The 20,675-nt window shown below is 53.6% G+C and carries 21 protein-coding genes and 1 riboswitch; of the genes, 7 read left to right on the forward strand and 14 right to left on the reverse strand.

All coding sequences use genetic code 11. From position 1 onward, the window contains the following. The first annotated feature begins 7 nt into the window (after positions 1–7). Together FH749_09965 and FH749_09970 are read left to right on the forward strand one after the other, a co-directional pair. Complete coding sequence (locus FH749_09965; protein MTI95790.1) at positions 8–316, forward strand: hypothetical protein; 309 nt, start codon at positions 8–10, stop codon at positions 314–316. 2 nt (positions 317–318) lie between these two features. Continuing rightward, positions 319–726: a hypothetical protein gene (locus tag FH749_09970; GenBank protein ID MTI95791.1), complete on the forward strand. Its 408-nt coding sequence runs from the start codon at positions 319–321 to the stop codon at positions 724–726. 99 nt (positions 727–825) lie between these two features. On the opposite strand, the gene FH749_09975 is transcribed toward FH749_09970, so the two are convergent. The 4 genes from FH749_09975 to gatC form a co-directional block, all read right to left on the reverse strand. Continuing rightward, positions 826–1,218, reverse strand: a complete 393-nt coding sequence (locus tag FH749_09975; GenBank protein ID MTI95792.1) for a hypothetical protein — start codon at positions 1,216–1,218, stop codon at positions 826–828. A gap of 111 nt (positions 1,219–1,329) precedes the next feature. Continuing rightward, complete coding sequence (gene gatB / locus FH749_09980; GenBank protein MTI95793.1) at positions 1,330–2,757, reverse strand: Asp-tRNA(Asn)/Glu-tRNA(Gln) amidotransferase subunit GatB; 1,428 nt, start codon at positions 2,755–2,757, stop codon at positions 1,330–1,332. After that, positions 2,758–4,185 (reverse strand): Asp-tRNA(Asn)/Glu-tRNA(Gln) amidotransferase subunit GatA, encoded by a 1,428-nt coding sequence (gatA, locus tag FH749_09985; protein MTI95794.1) that lies wholly within the window; start codon positions 4,183–4,185, stop codon positions 2,758–2,760. It abuts the gene before it with no gap. Further along, positions 4,182–4,472 (reverse strand): Asp-tRNA(Asn)/Glu-tRNA(Gln) amidotransferase subunit GatC, encoded by a 291-nt coding sequence (gene gatC / locus FH749_09990; protein MTI95795.1) that lies wholly within the window; start codon positions 4,470–4,472, stop codon positions 4,182–4,184. The genes gatA and gatC overlap by 4 nt, the downstream gene beginning before the upstream one ends. Positions 4,473–4,588: 116 nt before the next feature. Further along, positions 4,589–4,707, forward strand: a riboswitch (FMN riboswitch). Positions 4,708–4,792: 85 nt separating this feature from the next. Here gatC and FH749_09995 point away from each other — a divergent pair. Together FH749_09995 and FH749_10000 are read left to right on the forward strand one after the other, a co-directional pair. Next, positions 4,793–5,401: an ECF transporter S component gene (locus tag FH749_09995; GenBank protein MTI95796.1), complete on the forward strand. Its 609-nt coding sequence runs from the start codon at positions 4,793–4,795 to the stop codon at positions 5,399–5,401. A gap of 41 nt (positions 5,402–5,442) precedes the next feature. After that, complete coding sequence (locus FH749_10000) at positions 5,443–6,561, forward strand: AI-2E family transporter (protein MTI95797.1); 1,119 nt, start codon at positions 5,443–5,445, stop codon at positions 6,559–6,561. A 32-nt stretch (positions 6,562–6,593) separates the two neighbouring features. Here the strand turns inward: FH749_10000 and FH749_10005 are convergent, their stop codons facing one another. Beyond that, on the reverse strand, positions 6,594–7,421 hold the full coding sequence (locus FH749_10005; GenBank protein MTI95798.1) for a hypothetical protein: 828 nt from the start codon (positions 7,419–7,421) through the stop codon (positions 6,594–6,596). 34 nt (positions 7,422–7,455) lie between these two features. Between FH749_10005 and FH749_10010 the strand changes: the two genes are divergently transcribed. Then, a complete protein-coding gene (locus FH749_10010) occupies positions 7,456–8,403 on the forward strand; it encodes an RnfABCDGE type electron transport complex subunit D (GenBank protein MTI95799.1) in 948 nt (315 codons plus the stop codon). Positions 8,404–8,439: 36 nt separating this feature from the next. On the opposite strand, the gene FH749_10015 is transcribed toward FH749_10010, so the two are convergent. Continuing rightward, entirely contained in the window at positions 8,440–9,819 is a 1,380-nt protein-coding gene (locus FH749_10015; GenBank protein ID MTI95800.1) for a sodium:proton antiporter, read from the reverse strand. 180 nt (positions 9,820–9,999) lie between these two features. On the opposite strand from FH749_10015, the gene FH749_10020 reads away from it, so the two are divergent. Continuing rightward, complete coding sequence (locus FH749_10020; protein MTI95801.1) at positions 10,000–11,493, forward strand: acyl CoA:acetate/3-ketoacid CoA transferase; 1,494 nt, start codon at positions 10,000–10,002, stop codon at positions 11,491–11,493. Between the two features lie 104 nt (positions 11,494–11,597). Here the strand turns inward: FH749_10020 and FH749_10025 are convergent, their stop codons facing one another. The 4 genes from FH749_10025 to FH749_10040 form a co-directional block, all read right to left on the reverse strand. Then, complete coding sequence (locus FH749_10025) at positions 11,598–12,161, reverse strand: nitroreductase (GenBank protein MTI95802.1); 564 nt, start codon at positions 12,159–12,161, stop codon at positions 11,598–11,600. 96 nt (positions 12,162–12,257) lie between these two features. After that, positions 12,258–14,240 (reverse strand): NAD-dependent DNA ligase LigA, encoded by a 1,983-nt coding sequence (ligA, locus tag FH749_10030; protein ID MTI95803.1) that lies wholly within the window; start codon positions 14,238–14,240, stop codon positions 12,258–12,260. A gap of 14 nt (positions 14,241–14,254) precedes the next feature. Continuing rightward, on the reverse strand, positions 14,255–14,656 hold the full coding sequence (locus tag FH749_10035) for a metallothiol transferase FosB (GenBank protein MTI95804.1): 402 nt from the start codon (positions 14,654–14,656) through the stop codon (positions 14,255–14,257). 8 nt (positions 14,657–14,664) lie between these two features. Next, on the reverse strand, positions 14,665–16,803 hold the full coding sequence (locus tag FH749_10040; protein MTI95805.1) for an ATP-dependent DNA helicase PcrA: 2,139 nt from the start codon (positions 16,801–16,803) through the stop codon (positions 14,665–14,667). On the opposite strand from FH749_10040, the gene FH749_10045 reads away from it, so the two are divergent. Further along, positions 16,793–17,785, forward strand: a complete 993-nt coding sequence (locus FH749_10045) for a metallophosphoesterase (GenBank protein MTI95806.1) — start codon at positions 16,793–16,795, stop codon at positions 17,783–17,785. The two genes, FH749_10040 and FH749_10045, sit on opposite strands and share 11 nt — an antisense overlap. Before the next feature lie 4 nt (positions 17,786–17,789). Here the strand turns inward: FH749_10045 and FH749_10050 are convergent, their stop codons facing one another. The 4 genes from FH749_10050 to FH749_10065 form a co-directional block, all read right to left on the reverse strand. Then, positions 17,790–18,107 (reverse strand): hypothetical protein, encoded by a 318-nt coding sequence (locus FH749_10050; protein MTI95807.1) that lies wholly within the window; start codon positions 18,105–18,107, stop codon positions 17,790–17,792. A gap of 64 nt (positions 18,108–18,171) precedes the next feature. Next, positions 18,172–18,954 (reverse strand): glucosamine-6-phosphate deaminase, encoded by a 783-nt coding sequence (gene nagB, locus FH749_10055; GenBank protein ID MTI95808.1) that lies wholly within the window; start codon positions 18,952–18,954, stop codon positions 18,172–18,174. 30 nt (positions 18,955–18,984) lie between these two features. Continuing rightward, the gene (locus FH749_10060) at positions 18,985–19,743 is read right to left on the reverse strand and encodes an SIS domain-containing protein (protein MTI95809.1); all 759 of its coding nucleotides are present in this window, start codon (positions 19,741–19,743) and stop codon (positions 18,985–18,987) included. A 57-nt stretch (positions 19,744–19,800) separates the two neighbouring features. Next, a complete protein-coding gene (locus tag FH749_10065; protein MTI95810.1) occupies positions 19,801–20,538 on the reverse strand; it encodes an SIS domain-containing protein in 738 nt (245 codons plus the stop codon). Between the last annotated feature and the right edge of the window lie 137 nt (positions 20,539–20,675).

Genomic DNA, 20,675 nt, shown 5'->3' on the forward strand with positions numbered 1-20,675 from the left:
ATTCCGCTTGCAGCGCTCCAGCCTGATTTCTTGGGTTGTCTGCCTGGGACTGTTCGGAATATTTTTAGGCGGCCTGGGCCAGGAAGCCCAGACGTTTTTCGCTGACAACCCCCAATTGGAAGAGTTTTATGCCCAAGCAGGGGCTGGCAGTATCTCAGACGGGACTTATGTAATATTCCTGCGCTTAGTAGCGATTCTAGTTGCCGCCTTCGGCATCATAACCATGTCACGGATGCGAAATGAAGAACAGTCGGGAAGAGTAGAGGCGGTTTTGGGACAGCCACCTCTCGCTGGCGCTACGCCGGCAGCTATCTGACAGTGGCAACAGTTGGCAGTCTGGCGGCGCTCCTGGTAGTGGGCCTGAGCGCGGGAGCGACTCTGGCGGCAGCTGGCGGTGAGCTCTCCGAGGTAACCAGACTCCTGGAAGCGGCGCTAGTCAATATTGCGCCCGTATGGCTGCTGGTTGGTCTGGCCCTGGCCCTCATCGGATTTGTCCCACGCATAAGCGGACTGGTCTGGCTGTTAGTTGTCTATGGTCTGATCTCGGAGCTCATCGGACCGCTTCTGCAATTTCCCCAGTGGACCAACAACCTCTCCCCCTTCTATAATGTTCCCAAGCTGCCAGCGGAGGAACTGACACTTGTCCCCCTGTTGATTATGCTGGCGATTGCTGTCGCTCTCTCCGCCTTAGGTCTTGTTGCATATCGTCGCAGAGTGCGTCTCTAAAACAATACAGCCGGTGAGAATCGTCTCACCGGCTTTCGTTTAGAGCTGATAGATATTGTGAAACCTGTCAACTTGGGTCCCAGGCTCTGTTTGGTCTATTTATTTCAGCTTTTCCACCGCTAAACTGGCTTCCCAATTGTCTGGGTTAAAACCTCTCCTGCCCAGCAGAAAATAGTCAATGTCATGAACAATTCTGTGCATCACTACCCACCGTTCTCTGCTCAAACCCTGTTCAGCCAAAGCAATGAACGCTTCTAAATCCCTGGTTAGTGGTTCATAGTAGGATTGCGTTGCCATGCTCTTGAACCTAGGCACATGCACGCTCAGCATCTCCTCAAGATCTTTACTGTCCGGGTGTCTGCCCCAGCAAACCGTATCATTCAAGAATTCATGCGCCTGGGTAATATATCCCAGCTGCCCTCTGGACAAACCGGACAACTCCAGAAGTTTCTGGGTTTCGTTCCGGTCTTCCCCGAACATAACCCAGGCCATTGCGCCGCCTGTTACCAGCACCAACAACAATACCACTATCACACGTTTAGCTATTTTTCACACCTTCTTACGTTCTTCTTTTGACGAAGGATTACAAGCAGTGTGCATTTCCTAGCCCTTCTGTGTGCCGCCTAACTTCTCAGTAAGCAGTTGCTTGACCAATCGGGGATTGGCCCGGCCGCTGCTGGCCTTCATAACCTGACCGACCAGGAAACCTAAAGCCCGATCCTTGCCCCCTCTATAATCAGCTACAGATTGGGGGTTATCGGCAAGCGTCTTGGCGACCAAATGAGCAAGCTCCGTTTGGTCACTGACCTGAGACCAGCCCCGGGCCTGGACAATCTCCGCCGGACTACCTCCGTGGCTAAGCATTTCTTTTAGCACCTGGCGTGCGATGTTGCCACTGATTACTCCCGATTGCTCCAATTGGATTAGCTCCCCCAGATCCCGGGGGGTGATTCGCAGCTCTGATAGGGATTGACAGGTCTTGTTTTGGTGCCGCGCGACTTCGCCCAGCAGCCAATTGGCCACTGCCTTTGGGTTGACGCCAAATTCAAGTACAGCCTCAAACCAATCCGCGCGATAACGTTCACTAATCAGCAAGTCGGCATCATAAGCACCCAGTCCATACTGCTCCTGAAAGCGGCTCGCCCGGGCGCCTGGAAGTTCGGGAACCTGCGCCTTAGCCGTGTTTAGCATCGTCTGTGTAATTTGAAGCGGAGGCAGGTCCGGTTCCGGGAAATAGCGGTAATCGGAGGCCTGTTCCTTATCGCGCATCGGCACGGTGCAGTATCTATTCTCATCCCAGCGCCGGGTTTCCCTGGAGATTTGTTTCCCGGAAGCCAGCAACTGTCTTTGGCGTCCGATTTCATAATTCAGCGCCCTTTCCAAGGCCCGCAGACTGTTAAGGTTTTTCAGCTCCGTCTTTTCCCCAAATCCCTCGCTGCCAGTCGGTCGCAAAGAAATGTTAGCGTCACAACGCAGTTCGCCCGCCTCCATCCGACATTCGGAAACCTGACAGTAGCGAAGGATATCACGAATTGCTTCCACATACATACGGGCCTCCCCTGGCCTAACAAGCTCCGGTTCTGAGACAATTTCCACCAGCGGAATCCCACTGCGGTTAAAGTCCAGCAAGGTTTCTGTGGCTGTATGCTGCGATTTCCCCGCATCCTCTTCCAGATGCAGGCGGGTAATGTTTATTCGCCTGCCGTCCGCAAGTTCCACCCAACCACCTCGGGCTAGGGGCGTCTCATGTTGAGTAATCTGATACCCCTTGGGCAGGTCGGGATAAAAATAGTTCTTGCGGCTAAAACTGCTCTCGCTGTTAATCTCGCAATTCAGGGCCAAAGCCGCAATCAGCGCCTTGTCCACAGCACTGCCGTTTAACACCGGCAATGCCCCCGGCAGCCCGAGGCAGACCGGGCAGACCTGGGTGTTGGCAGCGGCGCCAAATCTTGCGGGGCAGGCGCAGAACAGTTTACTCTCCGTATTCAGTTCAACGTGTAACTCCAGTCCAATTACTGTTTCCCAAGCCAACTAACCCACCTCCGGAAGCTGAAGATGCCAATCGCTGAGGCACTGCCAGGTGTGACCAACCTGGATCAACAGGCCCTCCTCATAGCGTGCGGCCACCAATTGCAAGCCAACAGGTAGTCCATCCGTAAAACCACAGGGCATGGATATCGCCGGTAGGCCGGCGAGACTAGACGGGATTGTATAATAGTCATTCATATACATGGTCAGTGGATTCGGTTGTTCCCCAAGCTTGAAGGCCGGGCCGGGAGTTGTAGGCAAAAGCAGCACGTCGACTTCAGCGAAAAGACGATCAATGTACTTGCGAATTATCGTTCTTGCCCGCAGGGCCGCATTGTATAAGTCTTCATCTGCTCGTGCGCCAAGCACGTATGTGCCCAGCATCAAGCGCCGCTTTACCTCCGGGCCGAAATCCCGACTGCGTTTGTAAACATCACTGAGTTCAGCAGCGGATGAACGCACGCCAAAGCGGATTCCGTCAAACCGGGCAAGGTTAGAGGAGGCCTCTGCTGGGCCAAGGATATGATAACAGGCCAGGGCTTCCTTATTGTATGGCAAAGAAACTCCCTGGAGCCGAGCGCCGGCCGTTTCCAGGGCCCGGGCAGCCGACATCACCGCCGCGCCGGTATCTGTGTCGAGACCGTTATCAAAGGCCTCCTGGATGATGCCAATGCGCAGGCCGGTCACTTCATTGCGGATATAGTCTGTGAAGTCGGGGACTGGTTCAGAACAGGAAGTGCTGTCACCGGGGTCATGGCCACAAATACTGTTTAATACATAGGCACAGTCTGCCACTGTGCGGGTTAGGGGTCCAATTTGATCAATCGAGGAGGAAAAGGCCACAAGACCACGACGGCTGACCCGTCCGTAACTTGGGCGCATTCCTACCACACCACAAAAACTGGCAGGCTGCCGAATCGAGCCGCCGGTGTCCGAACCTAGGGCGAAAGGCACACAGCCGGCTGCAACGGCTGCTGCCGAACCGCCGCTGGACCCTCCCGGAACCCGGGACAAATCCCAGGGGTTCCTGACGGGACCAAAGGCAGAATGCTCATTGGAAGAGCCCATGGCAAACTCATCGAGATTGAGCTTGCCCAACAACGGAGACTGGGCCAAGGCGGTGATAACATGGGCATCTGCCGGCGGCCGATAATCCGCCAAAACCCTAGATGCGCAGGTTAACGGCACTCCCTTAACGGCAATATTATCCTTGACCGCCACCGGCACCCCTGCCAACAGTGGTAGCTCAGTGCCCTGTTGGCGCAAGGCATCCACTGTCCCGGCTGTAGCCAGAGCCCGCTCCGTAGTCTTGGTTATGTAGAGATTAAGCTTTGACGCCCTTTGCTCCCGGGCCAGATATTGTTCTGTAAGACATCGTGAGCTCATGGCGCCGGAAGCCAGTTTGGGCAGAATTTCGGTCAGAGTCATCATTCAACCTCCATCACAGGCGGCACCCGATGTCTGCCCTCTTTGTGCTCTGGCGCCAATGCAAGCGTTTCCCCAATCTCCAGGCCTGGCTCCACCCGGTCAGGGCGCAGGGGACAGCAATAGGCACAGGTCGTTGTGGTCGGTTTGACAGAGCCCGAGTCCATTGCCTTTAGTACTTGACTGTATTCCAGCACCGACTGCAACTGCCGGGCAAACTGCTGCTGTTCACTAGAATCTAATTCCAACCGAGCCAGGGCGGCAATTCGATTTATATCATTAGTAGTAATCATCGGTCATCCCCCCATGTGTTTTCTTTTTTTATTATAACATGGGAAAAAATTCTAATGAAAATTTTGTTGTCAAACGCTTGAGAAATTGGTATCATGAATATACAAAACAATATTGAAGGTGCCTTCAGGGCCGGGTGCAATTCCCGACCGGCGGTAAAGCCCGCGAGCCCCCCACGGGGTTGATTTGGTGAAATTCCAAAGCCGACAGTAACAGTCTGGATGGGAGAAGGGACTTTTTGCTGCCCATGTTTATTTCTGTGCAGCAGTCCTCCTCCTGAAGAAAATACCTTCAGGAATTTTAATTTTAAGGAGGAGTTTTTATGGAACGTTCTTTGGCAACAAACAGGTCAATGGTCAGTTACTTAGTGAAAATCGGTTTACTTTCGGCACTGGCATTTATCCTCATGTTTTTGGATTTTCCGATTCCGCTTTTCCCGGCATTTTTAAAGATGGATTTTGGCGATGTGCCGGCGCTGATTGCCGGGTTTTCACTGGGACCGGTGGCAGGTGTTTTTGTGCAACTGATTAAAAATATCCTGTATTTTTTCACCAAAAGTTCGACAATGGGTGTCGGTTCCCTGGGCAACTTCCTCACCGGCGTGACCTTGATTGTGCCTGCAGCCCTGATCTACCGGCGTATGCACACCCGAGGAGGCGCGCTCCTGGGAGTGCTGGTTGGAACTGCAGTTATGGCCCTGTTTATGGCCGTGTTCAATTACTACGTGCTGATACCTTTATACATCACCGTTCTGGGATTCAGCATGGAGGCCGTTGTTGGCATGGGGACCGCAGTGAATGCCAATATTACCGACCTGCGTTCACTTGTTATCCTCGGGGTCACTCCGTTCAACATCTTTAAGGGACTGGCTGTTTCATTGGTCACCTTCCTGCTCTACAAGCATCTATCGCCAATACTGCGTCAAAAATAAACTAATTGAATCAGGGCGGCATTAGCTGCCCTGTTCTTTATTTGCTCGCTATGGTATATTCTTTTACAGAGGTGGTAAACATGCTGGAAAAATTGCGGACAAACCCCGTGCTTAAATTGATAGTACAAATAGTAGCAGCCATCCTATTAATAGTTCTGCTCTGGTTGTTCGGCGCAAAACTGTTGTCCATCCTGATGCCCTTCGCGATTGCCTTCACCATCGCCTATATCTTAAATCCGATGGTTGTATGGCTGCAAAAGCGTAAAATTAAACGTTTCATCGCTGTAATCATCATTTACTTTATTTTCTTCGGCTTGTTGTTCATGCTCTTCTCCCGACTGGTGCCGGCTGTGGTGGCCGAGGTCAACCGGTTTTCCGGCCACATCCCCAGGTACATTCAACAAGCCCAGGAGCTAATTCAAGAGTTTGAAGACGCACGTAACCATCTAGAGCTCCCAGACACAGTGCATGAAGTAATCAATGACGGTCTGGCCTCTTTGGAGAGCACATTACTGACAACACTATCCAGAATCCCAGAGTATACAACCGGTTTTGCACGCTTTTTATTTGATGTATTCTTGGTCCTGATTCTGACCTTCTATTTCCTTAAGGACTTCCACATTATCAAAAAGGGAATCCTCAATGCTATCCCCGCAAATCGCAAACACCGGGCATACAAAATCCTGCGGGAAATTGATCAAAGTCTTGGAAATTACATCCGGGGACAGTTGATTATCTGCTCAGTGATTGGCGTTTCAACATACTTGGGCCTGCTCGTCCTTGGCGTTGACTTTGCCATGATGCTGGGCGTTGTCGCCGGCGTTACCAACATCATCCCCTATTTTGGCCCCTTTATCGGCGCCTTCCCAGCAGTTATCGTCGCCCTGCTGCAATCACCGCTGATGGCCCTGAAGGTAGCGATTGTAATCACCGTAATTCAGCAGGTTGAAAGCCAGCTGATTGCACCCCAGGTCCTGGGTAAGCGCATGGGCATGCATCCCCTACTGGTAATCGGTGCCCTGATTGCCGGCGGTCAGTTCTTCGGTATTATCGGTATGGTAATCGGGGTGCCGGTGGTGGCAATTATCCGCGTGCTCATCCGCAATCTAAAGAACCCGTTTGGACAAGACGCCGCCACCCCTGGGCTTGCAAAAAAATAGTCTGGAATCGAATAAGCCGGCCATGTGCCGGCTTATTTTGTGTACATCAAGACCAAACCAAGGCCAGTCATCAGCAGTACCGCCAGCAAATAACTGCCGGCCAATACCGCTAAAGATGCCGGCAGAAGCGCCAGCAATGGGTAAGCGAATACCCGTCCAAAAAAGACTGCCGCCACCAAGATTCCGGTGAGGATTGCAACACCGGCGCCACACCAAAGCTTGCAAACCCAGCCCAGGGTCTGAAAACGTCCCCGACGTCCGGCCAGACCGATGACCCCGTAGAGCATGAAAATCAATGACATGAAAAGCAAGTTGGCGAAGAGAGCGCGCCCCCGGAAATTTGGCGGCAGCCGCCCGGGCGTTTCAAAGGGCGCCAGTGCCTCCATAGCCACCCCCGCCGTCTCTGGCGCCGGACCCACTAGTACCAGCCAAACGCTACCAAACTGTGGATGATGGGGATGCCAGATTCCTGCCACAGGGAGCTCCATTGACAGACCGTCAATATCCAATCCCAGAACATCACCCAAGCCAATACCCCGCCAGCGCCAGATCTCGTGGGATACCAACAGAAACATATCGCCGGATGTTAGGGTCGGCTCATAGCGCCACAGCCGGTCAGGATCCAGTCCGGCTGCACTTAATACATCCCAGTCCGGCACATGAATCACCTTGCTGTTAAATAAATCTGCAGTTCCCAGGATCCGGACTTCAGAACTGCCGGGATGCCACAGGCGCTGACTGCGTACCTGGGCATAATCGGGCATAAATCCGCAGGCCAGAATCATGCCGCTGATAATCCCGCTGAAAATAGAAAACAAAAGTACTCCCGCCAACGTGCGACTGTACAGGCTCTCACTCATCGCGTCCATTCCTTTACAGTAATTACTGGCTAGTATGTCTGTCAAAAGAGCGAAAATACCCCTCTTGCCCCAAATGATATTTCTATGGCACAATACTGGTAAAGCTTACACGGAGGGGAGAAAAATGAAAATGATGCGTGGCCTGCTGCTGGCCCTAGTTCCGGCGACGGCAGCGGCCCTCTGGTATTTTCGCCTTGACGCCTTGCTTTTGATGGTGGTCAGTATTGTTTCTGCAGTCGGTGCTGAAGCGCTTTATCAGTTCATTTTCCGCAAACCGATTAAGATTAAAGATTACAGCGCTGTCGTTACCGGCTTGTTGCTTGCGTTAACGGTCTCGCCATCATTACCACTGCCAATGATGGCGGCCGGGGCCGCCTTTGGTATTATCTTCGGCAAACAGGTGTGGGGAGGCCTGGGCAAAAATATCTTCAACCCCGCCCTCACTGGCAGGATTTTTATTGTCTTTGCATTTCCTGGTGCCTTGAACCCCTGGCTTTCGCCTGTGGAAATGGTAACCACGGCCACACCGCTGCAGGAATTTCAGTCTGACGGGATAGTTGCGCCTCTGGTGGATTTGTTTACCGGCAATATCGCCGGCAGCATCGGTGAGACATCCGCGCTTCTTTTGCTTCTGGGCGCAAGTTTTCTGTTCTGGAAAAAGTTCGCCAACTGGCGGATCCCCGCCGGCATGATTGGGGCAGTAGCAGTCATCGCGCTCCTGTACGGAGATAATCCCCTTTTCCACATCCTTTCGGGAAGCCTGCTGCTGGGCGCCCTGTACATGGCCACCGACCCAATGACCTCGCCCAAAACCCAGAGTGGCCGCTGGCTGTTTGGAATCCTGGTGGGTATTGTCTTGATGGGATTCCGTTATTACAGCACTTATCCCGAAGGCACCACCTTTGCCATTCTAATTGGCAACGCCCTGGTGCCGCTCATCAACAAATATACCGCAAAAAAACCGCAAAAAAAAGTTGCCTAAAGCAAAGGTGTGTCTCCGCTAAAGAGACACACCTTTTTACGTTTCTCGAATTGGAGTGTTGCTGCTCCCGGGTAATTCCAGCCGGGAATCAAGTCGGAATCCAACTAGAACTGTAATCAGCGGAAACAGATAGCACAGAACTGCGTAGGGCGCGTATTCCAGCGCCGAGATTCCTGTAATCGTAAAGATGATGATTCCATTTACATTCCAAGGCATCAGCGGTGCAATGATCGTGTTGGTGTCTGAGATGGTCCGGGCAAGAATTGTCCCGTCCAACCCCAATTGCCTGTATTTCTCCCGGTAGAGACGACCGGGCAAGACTATCCCAGAGGACTGATCGCAGGTGACAACTGTCAGCAGACTACCGATGAGACCGGTCTTGTAAATCAATTCGCCCCGATGTTCCACATTGGCAATCGGCTCATAAATCAAAGGCTTGAGGGCCCCGGAGCGCTCGAGGATACCACCCAGGGCAATTACAGCGATGACAATGAAAAGCACTTCCACCATTCCGACCACGCCGCCGCTCTGCAAAATTGCGCTCAACTCAGGAATCAGGTCGGCGCCCCGAAAACCAAAAATAAGTTCACTCAAAAGTCCCGAGAAGACGACACCCTGGTAAATTAAAGCCAGAACAGTGCCGCCGGCCAGCCCGACGATAACAGTGGTCAGCGTTCTAAGACCCAACATGGGTAGGGCGACAATTGCCAAGGGAAACAGAAGCAGTAGCGGGTTGAGATTAAAACCGGCTTCAATCCCCTGCTGATAAGTAGCAATCAGCTCCAGGTCGCCGGCGGCGCTATACCGAGTCCCCAGCAGATAGTAAATTACAGCACTGACAACCAAAACCGGAACCAGTGTTACTGCCATCGTGCGCAGCAACTGGCGGTAACGGCTACCGGTAACTTTCATTGTTAGATTCAGCAATCCCGAGATTGGTGAAATCTTATCGGCGACATAAGCACCCGACACCAGCGCCCCCATCAATAGAGCCAATGGAATCCCGAAGCCACGTCCAATGCCCAGGAGCGCAATCCCCAAGGTGCTGATGGTGCCCACAGCAGTACCCATGAAAATTGAAAGCACCGCAGTAAACAGGAAGGCCATGAACAGGAAATTCATTCCCTCCAGGTATTCAAAACCATAGAACATTACCGCCGGCACCACCCCGGAAGCCATCCACACCGAGATATTGGCGCCAATCAGCAGGATGAACAAATAGAGCTCCCGACACTCCACAACACCCGCCCAGGCCATTGCCAGTAACGCCCTTACCGAAAGTCCGTCCCGAGAAAGCAACAGAAGACTGAAAGCGATACCCAACAGAAAGGGATAGAGCAGAGATATGTTGATTATCACACTAATTAGAATCGCAACGCTGACGAAGATGGCAATTGCATAGGCCCGACGCTTCAACGCCCTCCCCCTCTCAAAAAATATCCACTCCTCTATCTTATGTCTTTGCCTGAAAAATGCAAGGGAAAATAACTGCCATGACAGATCCCACCGGATGCTTACTGGCTGTAGCTTAGTTTGACAATCCCGGCTTTGCCCGCATACATAGAACTACCGAGTAATTGTTAGGGGCGGTGAACTATGGATGTTAAAATCATGACTGCCCGGGATGCAGTAGACCTGATTCCCTCCCAATGCACCTTGCTCACAGAGGGCTTTGTCGGCGCCTGTTTTGCCGAGGAGCTGGCCATGGCCTTAGAGCAGCGCTTCCTGGAGACAAAGCTTCCCCGTAATTTGACTTTGGTCTACGCAGCCGGCCAAGGCGATGCTGGTGACCGCGGTCTCAACCACCTGGGCCACGCCGGACTCTTGCGGCGAGTAATTGGCGGCCATTGGAATCTGGTGCCCAAGATTCAGGCACTGGCAATGGCCGAGGAAATTGAGGCATACAACCTGCCCCAGGGTGTAATCACCCATTTAACCCGGGATATCGCTGCCGGTAAGCCCGGCACCCTTACCAGTGTAGGGCTGGGCACTTTTGTTGATCCGCGCCAGGAAGGTGGGCGCCTGAACCGACGAACCAAAAAGGACATCGTTGAAGTTCTCGAAACCGGCGGCCGGGAGTTCTTGTTCTATCATCCCTTTTCGGTGGATGTGGCCTTACTTCGAGGCACCTACGGCGATGAGCTGGGCAATGTCAGCATGGAAAAGGAAGGGCTCACAGCTTCTATGCTGGCGGCGGCGCAGGCAGCTAAAAACTCCGGCGGCCTGGTGCTGGTTCAGGTGGAAAAAATAGTTGCAGCCAACAGCCTCGCCCCCCGCTCGGTGCAAATCCCCGGGATTTTGGTGGACGTGCTGGTTCCTGTTGCTGTCAAGGAAAACCACATGCAGACTTATCGGACCGGGTATAACCCCGCATTCTCCGGCGAGATTCGTGCCCCCCTGCAATCGCTGCCACAGTTGGCTCCGGGCGTGCGGCGAATTATTGCCCAACGGGCGCTGAAGGAATTGACACCGGGGGCGGTGGTGAACCTGGGGATTGGCATGCCGGAAGGGATTGCGGCCCTGGCCAATGAAGCTGGTCGGAACGACTTTACCCTCACGGTGGAAGCAGGGCCAATCGGCGGAATACCCCAGGGCGGCCTCGACTTTGGCTGTGCTGTCAACCCCCAGGCAATCATCGACATGGCCAGCCAATTTGACTTTTATCAGGGCGGAGGACTAGATATCGCCTTTCTAGGCATGGCCCAGGTCGACCGGGATGGGAATGTGAATGTCAGCAAATTCAGCGGCAAAATCCCCGGCTGCGGCGGGTTTATCGATATCTCGCAAAACGCCCGCAAAGTTGTGTTTTGCGGCAGTTTTACGGCCAACGGTCTGGAAGCAAAAACAACTGCAAAAGGCGTAAACATCATCCGGGAGGGCAGCATTCGCAAATTTGTCCCGCGGGTTGAGCAAATCACCTTTAACGGCAAGCTGGCTGCAGAACGTGGCCAGGATGTGCTCTATATTACAGAGCGGGCGGTGTTTCGCCTGACCAAAGCAGGCCTGAAACTAGAGGAGGTCTACCCCGGAATCGACCACAAACGCGACATCCTCGCCCAGCTGCCGCCAGGAACGTTTCTCACTGGTTGACCAGCTACCGGGGACGTTTCCCACTGGCTCTTCCAGGACCCACAATCGAAAGCTAGACTCCCAAGATTGCAAAACCCCGCTGGCCTTGCCAACGGGGTTATTACTTATTTATCTGGATACCGATTGCTGAAGAAAAACTGCTCCCGACTGAGCCGGGCAGGCCGCTCTTTCTCTGTGGCCAATTGCTCTTCGCTCAGCAGCTCTGTGGCACTGAGATCATGCTTGCCTACAATCAGCAAAGTGATCACCGTCATTTCCCGGGGAATGTTCAGAATCTCTTTGACCTTGGCTTCCCTGTACCCGGCAATCGGGTGGGCGACTAGGTCCATCTCGGTGGCTTTGAGGATAATAGATGCCGTTGCCATACCGGTGTCAAAAAGATAATAATCCCGGCCCTTAATCTGGCAGTCCAAGTCCGGCTGGCTGCAAACGGCAATGATCATAGACCCGGCTTTTGCCCAGGCATTGCCCCGGGGCAGTGCCTGTTCTTTGAGCTCGCCCAGCACTTCCGGATCCCAGGCCGCCACATAACGCCATGGCTGATTATTAAAGCAGGATGGCGCCAAGGTGGCGGCCTCCGCCAATTCACTCAGAATCTGCTCCGTTATCTGTACCGGAGCCAGGGCCCGATAGGCACGACGCTTGACAATCGTCTCATTGAGTTCCATGTGTTTCCCCCTCTGTCGAAATTGGTTGAAAATGTCCCAAACAACCTCCGTCCCCGAGTGGGCACGTCCCCGAGTGGGCAAAAATGTCCCCGATGGCTAGAGCAGGTTTTGGAGTTCGCTTTCGCTAAGAACGGTGACGTTGAGTTTCCGGGCTTTATCCAGTTTGGAGCCGGGGTTATCACCGGCCACCAGATAATCGGTCTTGCTGCTGACAGAGCCGGTGACTTTGCCGCCAGCGGCTTCTATCAGTCGGCTGGCTTCAGTTCGGGTAAGCTCCGCCAGGGTGCCAGTGAGGACAAAAGTCTTGCCGGCCAGCTTGCCGCCGGTCTCACGGGGCGCTTCCTTGGTATTCAGGCCGGCTTCCTGCAAGCGTCGGAGCAATTTTTGCATATTCTCATCGGCTAGCTCTTTGACGACGCTGGCTGCAATTGTGTCGCCGATTTCCGGGATTGCCGTCAGTTCCTCATGACTGGCAGCCAACAGGGCATCCAGGGAGCCAAAATGCTCCGCCAGTAGTCGGGCAGCCTTGGCGCCCACAAAGCGTATACCGAGGCCGAATAACAAACGGGCCAGCGAACGCTCTTTGCTTGTTTCAATTGCCGCCACCAAATTGGCAGCGGACTTCGTCCCCATGCGCTCCAGTCCGGCTATCTGCTCCTCAGTAAGTTGATAGAGGTCTGCGATATCGGTAATCAACTCGGCCCGGAACAGTGAGTCCACAACCGCCGGCCCCAGACCGTCAATATCCATTGCCTGCCGGCTGGCCCAGTGAATCACCCGTTCGCGAATCTGGGCCGGGCAGCCGGGGTTAGAACAACGCCGGGCCGCCTCGCCCTCAATCCGTAGAGACTCATTGCCACAGGCAGGGCAGTTTTTCGGCGGCTGCCAGATTCGCTCGTCCCCAGTGCGCAAATCAGTTAAAGATGCGACGATCTCAGGGATGATGTCCCCGGCCTTTTGCACAATCACCATGTCGCCAATGCGAATGTCCTTGTTCTTTATGTAATCTTCGTTGTGTAGACTGGCGCGGCTGACAGTTGTGCCCGCCAGCTTCACCGGTTCCAATTCGGCTGTGGGCGTGATTGCGCCAGTGCGGCCGACATTGAGGGTGATGTCTAACACCCGGCTCTGGGCCTGTTCGGCGGGAAACTTCCAGGCAATTGCCCAGCGGGGGCTCTTGGCAGTGTTCCCTGCCTGCTCCTGAAGTTCCTGGGAATCTACCTTGATCACCATCCCATCAGTTGCGAAGGGAAGCTCCAGTCGTTTATTGCGCCAACTCTGGACATAGTCAATCACTGCGTCAATATCGCGGAAACGCTGCCGGTGCTCGGCCACTCTAAATCCCAGGTCTTGCAAGTAGTCCAGAGACTGCCAGTGGGTGTTTATGCCCAAATCGGCGGCGTTTTCCAGGCCGTAGATAAAGATATCCAATTGCCGTCCAGCGGCAACCTTGGGGTCCAGTTGCCGCAGAGAGCCGGCGGCAGCATTGCGCGGGTTGGCAAACAGTGGCTGTCCGGTGACCTCGCGCTCCTTATTCAGTCGCTCAAAAGCCTCCCGGGACATGAAGGCCTCACCCCGCACCCGCAGGGTATGGGGCTGATTGAGCCGCAGGGGCAAAGAGCGTATGGTCCGCAAGTTGGCGGTGATGTCTTCGCCAATGCTGCCGTCGCCGCGGGTGGCACCCCGGGTGAAAATCCCGTCCCTGTATTCCAGGGCCACCGCCAGGCCGTCAATTTTCAGTTCCACCACATATGTGGGCTCGGTATCTAGCAGCCGCAGCAGGCGCTGGTGAAAAGAGCGCAAATCTGCCGGACCAAAGGCGTTATCCAAACTGAGCATCGGCGTTGGGTGGGTGACAGTAGCAAACCCCTCCAAGACCTGCCCCCCCACCCGCTGACTGGGGGAATCGGGAGTAATCAGATCCGGATACTTTGCCTCCAGTTCAGTGAGCTCTTTAGTCAGGGCGTCGAACTGGGCATCGCTCAAAGCCGGCTCATCCTTGACATGGTAGAGCCAGTTATTGTGATTGATTTCCCGGCGCAATTCTTCCAATCGCTGCCGGGCAGCTTCCTTGTCCATGGCCATAACCCCCTCTAATAAAATTCCATATCCGTCCGGGTACGCCGATAATAGTCTACCCTCTGAGCCCGGTTTTTTGTATGTAATTCCAGAAGATGCCCATCGGGGTCAGTAAAATACAGTGATTTCCCTTCCGCTTCGTGACGCTCCCGGTCACTGCGAAGCTCAACTCCCAGGGAAAGCAAATGCTCCCGCCAAGTCTGGAAATCAGCGTCATCGATGGAAAAAGCCAGATGCGTATAACCCTGGGGCGGGGTAACCGGGCCGCAGTTGAGGGCGAGCCAGATTCCCCCCAAGTCCAGGTAGCAAGTCTTATCTGCCCGGCACAGTAGCTTTGCCCCCAGGGCCCTGGTGTAAAATTCCAGCGCCCTATCCATATTACTTACAGCAAAGGTAATGTGATTCAACCCCCGGATTTTCATGGTCAGTCCTCGCATGGTGTTAAGGGAGCATACTCTGCCATCAGCTTGCGGCGGCCCTGGCCGGGGAAGTCCACTATAATCACCTGCTGGCTGCCCAAGGTCTCCATGGCCACCACCGTACCCTTTCCCCATTGGCGATGATTGACCACCATTCCGACAGTGAAATCATGGCGGACAGTGGCTGCGGTAGCACTTTCAGCAGCGGCGCCGGCCCACTCCTGAATCTGCTGGGGACTGCCGTTGACATAGCGGAGGAACTTGTCATCCACTTCCCGCAAAAACCGGGAGGGGCGGCTGCTGATATGGCGGCCGAAGATATGACGTGTGCGAGCCCAGATCAGACAGAGTTCCTCCATGGCCCGAGTCATGCCGACATAGCAGAGACGACGCTCCTCTTGGAGCTGGCTTTCGTCCTCCAGGCAGCGGGAATGGGGAAAGAGCCCCTCCTCCAGCCCGACCAGAAACACTGCAGGAAACTCAAGTCCCTTGGCGCTATGCAGGGTAATCAGGGTGACCCCCTCGGAATCATTTTCAAAACTATCCAGATCCGAGACCAAAGAAATCTCCTCCAGGAACAAAACCAAATCTCCGCCCACCCGCCGATCATATTCTTCGGTAACGGTGAGTAATTCCTGTAGGTTTTCCAGCCGACTATGGGCTTCCACCGTATTCTCGGCTGTGAGCAGGGAGGTATAGCCTGTCCGCTGCATTATCTCCTGTAAAGTAATGGTCACCGCTGACTGGCCGGCAATTATGTCCAGCTCTTTCATGAGGTTGGCAAATCCAGCCAGGGCCGAGCCGCTTTTACCGCCGATCTTTTCTGCGGCTTCAGCCAAATACAGTGCTGGCGCCACACCCTTTTCTGCGGCCAGGGCCAACAGTTTTTCCAGGGTCTTTTGGCCGATGCCCCGTCGCGGCTCATTAATCACCCGGGCCAAAGACGTGCTGTCCCAAGGATTGACCAACAGTTTCAGGTACGCAAGCATATCCTTGATTTCCTTGCGCCCGTAGAAAGGAACACCGCCCACCAGCTGGTAGGGTATGTTAGCCCGACGCAGGGCGTCCTCCAGAGTCCGGGACTGGGCCCGGGTCCGGTAGAGCACAGCATAGTCCGACAGTGGCCGCTGGCCGCTCTGAATAGTGTGGACAACGTAGCCCGCTTCATCGGTTTCCGTCTGGGCGTTGTACACACTGACTTCGGCCCCGTCACCAGCTGCAGTCCACAATTCCTTCTGTTTACGCTGATTATTATGGCTGATGATTGAATTAGCGGCCCCGAGGATATTGCCGGTGGAACGGTAATTCTGCTCCAGCTTAATCACCGTGGCCTCAGGATAATCCTTTTCAAAGTCCAGGATATTGCCGACATCGGCGCCCCGGAACAGGTAAATGGACTGGTCATCATCGCCCACCACGCAGATATTGCGGTGCGCAGACGCCAATAGATTAACAATTTTATATTGGGCATGGTTGGTATCTTGGTACTCGTCCACATGAATGTAGCGGAAGCGCTCCTGGTACTGTTCCCGGACTTCCTGATGATTTTCCAAAAGGTTGACGGTTACCACCAAGAGATCATCAAAGTCCAGGGCGTTGTTGGCCTGCAGCTTGCGCTGGTAGAGTTTGTATACCGTTGCCACCTTCTCGCGGTACCAATCGGTGGCCTGCTTAGAATATTCATCCGGCCCCATCAGCTGATTCTTGGCATTGCTAATGGCAGAGAGGACCGCCCGGGGCACAAACTTCTTGTCGTCAAGTTCTAACTCCCGCAGGCATTGCTTAACGACCGTCAATTGGTCCTGGTCGTCATAAATGCTGAACCCGGGCTGATACCCCGCCTTTTGACCGTGACGGCGCAACATTCGCACACAGGCAGAGTGGAAGGTGGAAATCCACATCCCATCGGTGTTACCCACCAACGCCTCCACCCGCTCCCGCATCTCGGTGGCAGCTTTGTTGGTAAAGGTTATGGCGAGGATTTCTGATGGCCGGGCCACGCCCGTTTCCAGCAGGCGGGCAATTCGGTACGTAAGCACCCGGGTCTTGCCGCTGCCGGCGCCGGCAATTATCAACAGCGGGCCGTCGCTATGGCAAACGGCCGCCAGTTGTTGTTGATTCAGTTCTTGCTCGATTTTTTGCATCGGTTCCACATCCTCTCATATTAATAATAGTGCAAACCGGGCCGGGGCGCAACAATGCAAAGTGGCAGTGGTTGCCAGAGAAACCAAAGAAAAATGCTGGCGTCAGAGCGCCAGCAGTGCAAATTACTTTAAGGGGGAAGAGCACTTGCCTAGAATTGTAGTTTTTTTATTAATTATCCTCGTAGCACTCACCATCTATGCATGGCAAATTGAACCCAACTGGTTGGAAGTAACTACTGTCGATGTGGAGCTCTTCGGACTGCCCCAGCAACTGGATGGATTTACAATCCTCCACCTAAGCGATTTGCACCTCAAGCGCTTCGGAAGGGAGCAGGCACGACTTTTGGAGGCGATTGCAAGCCATCATTACGACATGATTGCAATCACCGGCGACTTGCTGGATAACCCACGAAACACCGGTCTGGACCCGGTGACAGAACTCCTAGACGGCCTCGATGGACCAGTATACTTTGTGTTTGGCAATCATGATTACCACGATTATAATCAACTCACCCAGGAGCTAAAAGCACGGGATATAACAATACTAGCCAATCAACATGTACGCGTACGCCATAACGGCACCACTTTGCAGGTGGCTGGTATCCATGACCTCCACACCGCCCGCGTGAACCCATCAGCCCAATACCAACCTGATCTGGAGGCGGCGCTGGCGAACGCCAGCAAGGCCCTGCCACTAATCCTGCTCAGTCACTCCCCGGCTGTCTTGGAGAACTATCCACTCCCTGATTGGGGAGTCGACCTGGTGCTTGCCGGACACACCCATGGCGGTCAAATAAAAATTCCCGTCCTTGGGGCGCCTTTTACAGCCAGCGGCCGAATGTTTGACAAATACGTAGAGGGTCTGTATAGAGACAGAACGGTTCAGATGTACATTAATAGGGGGCTGGGAACAAGCTCCCTCCCCCTGCGCTTTTTGTCCCGCCCGGAAGTAACTTTTATCAGGCTCGTCGGTACCCGCTAACCCGCTAGCTGTTGTCGGGCAAAAAGATTGGCTGTAACAGGGCCAGAATCAATGACAGCACTGCAATCGGATCAAAACTCAGACCCCAGAACATCAACTGCTCGGCGATTTCCAGCTTAAGAAATGCCGCTGCCAAGGTCAGACTGACATAGATACCGCCGGCATTGGCGATAACTGTCCTCACCTCCCGGGAAAGAAAGGTTTCGTTGGGTTCCAGCGAACTGGTCAGTCTTAGACGCTTGCGGCGATGACATAGTCGCAGCCAGGCGCTGAGCAGCACCAAAAAGATACTGGCAATAATCAGCAGTATACCATAAAGCACCGGAATCTCACCTCCGGTGCTATTTTATTAAACTGGGTGGAAAAATAGTCCTCCTGGCAACCGCTTATCGAGCATCAGCGCCAATCCTTGTCACCCGGGTACCCGGGGGCAGATGTGGAATTCCTTCGCCCCATACTTCCATATCTAGAACCACGGTCAGCTGTGGGTGCGTACAGAGAATGCTCATGGGATTGCGTGTGGTAATTCCCTTGGTCATTGCAGCCATCACTGCCTCATGCTTGCTGGGACCACTGGCCAGGAGTATGACTCTGCGAGACTTCATGATTGAGGCCATCCCCATGCTGATTGCTTGTTTTGGCACCTGTTCTATATCGCCGTCAAAGAACTTATCGGCGTTGACCTGGATGGTCTCTGAGGTCAGATCAACGACACTGGTTCCATAAAACAGATGCTCCGCCGGCTCGTTAAAACCGATATGGCCGTTGACGCCAACCCCTACCACCATCAAGTCGATGCCGCCGGAGGCGACCAGTGCCTGATCGTATTGGTGGCAGGCGACCTGGGGATCATCGGTATCCCCTTGAGGAATATGGATGTGCTCGGGTGCAAGATTTACATGGTCGAACAAATGCTCATCCATAAACCGCCTGTAACTCTGGGGATGATCAGGCCCGATTCCCAAGTACTCATCGAGATTAAAGGTGCTGACACGGCTAAAGTCCAACCCCTGACGGTGCAGCTTTCGTAACTGCTTATAGAGACCGATGGGGGTAGAGCCGGTGGGCAGCCCCAGGACGGTACTTGGTTTTTTCTGTAACTGGCGGGAAACCAGGCCGGCAGCAACTTTGCTCATATGTTGGTAATCTTGGGTGATTAAAATATCCATTCTCAATCCTCCTTGTGCCGGCGTAGGCAATTAAAGATTTCTTATCCGGTAAAAGTACTTCTTTATCAAGCGTTCGTTGTGTTCTGTTACAATCTGGGAATTGGCAGATAGGGAACCATTGTAATAGACATCAGGTTCAACTCCCCGCGCCAATAAATTATCCACAGTCTGGACCATCAACGCGTTAAGTATATATAGACCGGCAATTGTGGATGAAGGGCCGACAGACTGCTCCATTCCCGGGAAATCCAAGACCCCGTCGCCAATCGGGCAACAGTTGTCCACCACCACGTCGGCCATATCCTTGAGTTTTTTCCCCGATGAGTGGAGGGGCTTTAGATAATCTGAATAGGTCACTGAATTGATGGCGATGACTTTAACATTCCGTTTGTGGCTGGCCTCCGCGACTTCAATAGAAGCGCCGTTGTTACCAGAGTTGGAGGTAACAATCATTACATCCGGCGGGGCCACCCGGTGATAGTCGACGATTATTTCACCGGAACCCTCTAGCTTTTCCATCGGTCCGCTTTTAGTGATTTCTGTATGGCCGGTCATACTCGGCTCCAGAATTGCATGCACCGGCGCCAAAGTCGCCGCCCGCCAGTTTACCTCTTCTGGCATGATAGCAGAATGGCCAACGCCAAACAAGTGGATTAAGCCGTCCTGCTGGATGCAATCAGCCATAATTTCAGCCGCCTGCTCAATCGCTGCTCCCTGAGACTCCTGTATTTTGGCCACAATTCTGTTGATGGCGGCGAAGTAGCGTTCCCAACCTTTTTGGTTTGTCATTCAACAGCCCTCCCAGAATTAGTAAAACAGTGGGCGCAGCGCACGCTGCGCCCACTGTTACCAGACCCGAATCCGGCCCTGGTATTTCTCGATCAGCTTGTCGTTGCGAATCCGGCCATGGTCCAAATTGCCGCTGAGGAATACCGGTGGCTCAATCCCCTTGGCCAGCAGATTTTCCACAGTACACACTACAATAGAGTGGATGATGAAGAAAGCGCTGATGTTCGATGTCGGCCCAATCGGTACCTCCAGGCCGTCCAGATGCACAGCGGCATCGCCTAATTCGGTGCAATTGTCAATCACCAGGTCGGCCACATCCATCAGCTTTTTGCCACTGGAATGGCGGGAAGTGGTTTGCTCCCCATACTGGCGGGAAAGAATTGCCACCACGGGAATCCCCAGCTTTTGGCACTCCCACGCCACTTCGATTGGCGCCGCATTGCGTCCGGAATTGGAGATGACAATCATCAAATCCTTGGGCTGGGGCTTGTGATAGTCGACTATGATTTTGCCCCATCCCTCCATCCGCTCGGTATATTCACTTTTTGTGACATGCTCATTACCGGTGAGACTGGGTTCGAGAATCACATTCACTGGCGCTAGACCACCAGCCCGGTAGACGATTTCTTCGGCCACCATATGGGAGTGGCCGGTGCCAAATGTATGGACCAGTCCATCCTTGGCAATTGCCTCGGCAGCCATTTCTCCGGCTTTACGTATTTTGTCAGCCTGGGATTCTTGCACCTTGGCCATGACCTCGTTGACTTTGTCGGTATAAAGTTTGTATGCGTCCATTAGCTAACCTCCTCGTATAATATGTTTAGAAAGCATATTTCTCTAAATTCCCAGTAATTTTCTTCCACTTTCCCCCTTGCTTTCCGAGGGGGAAATCTTATTAAGGGGTTGGATTTTTCGGGATGTTCCCAGACAAT

The organism is Bacillota bacterium (genome assembly GCA_009711825.1).
In the GTDB taxonomy this organism is placed as follows: Bacteria; Bacillota; Proteinivoracia; order UBA4975; family VEMY01; genus VEMY01.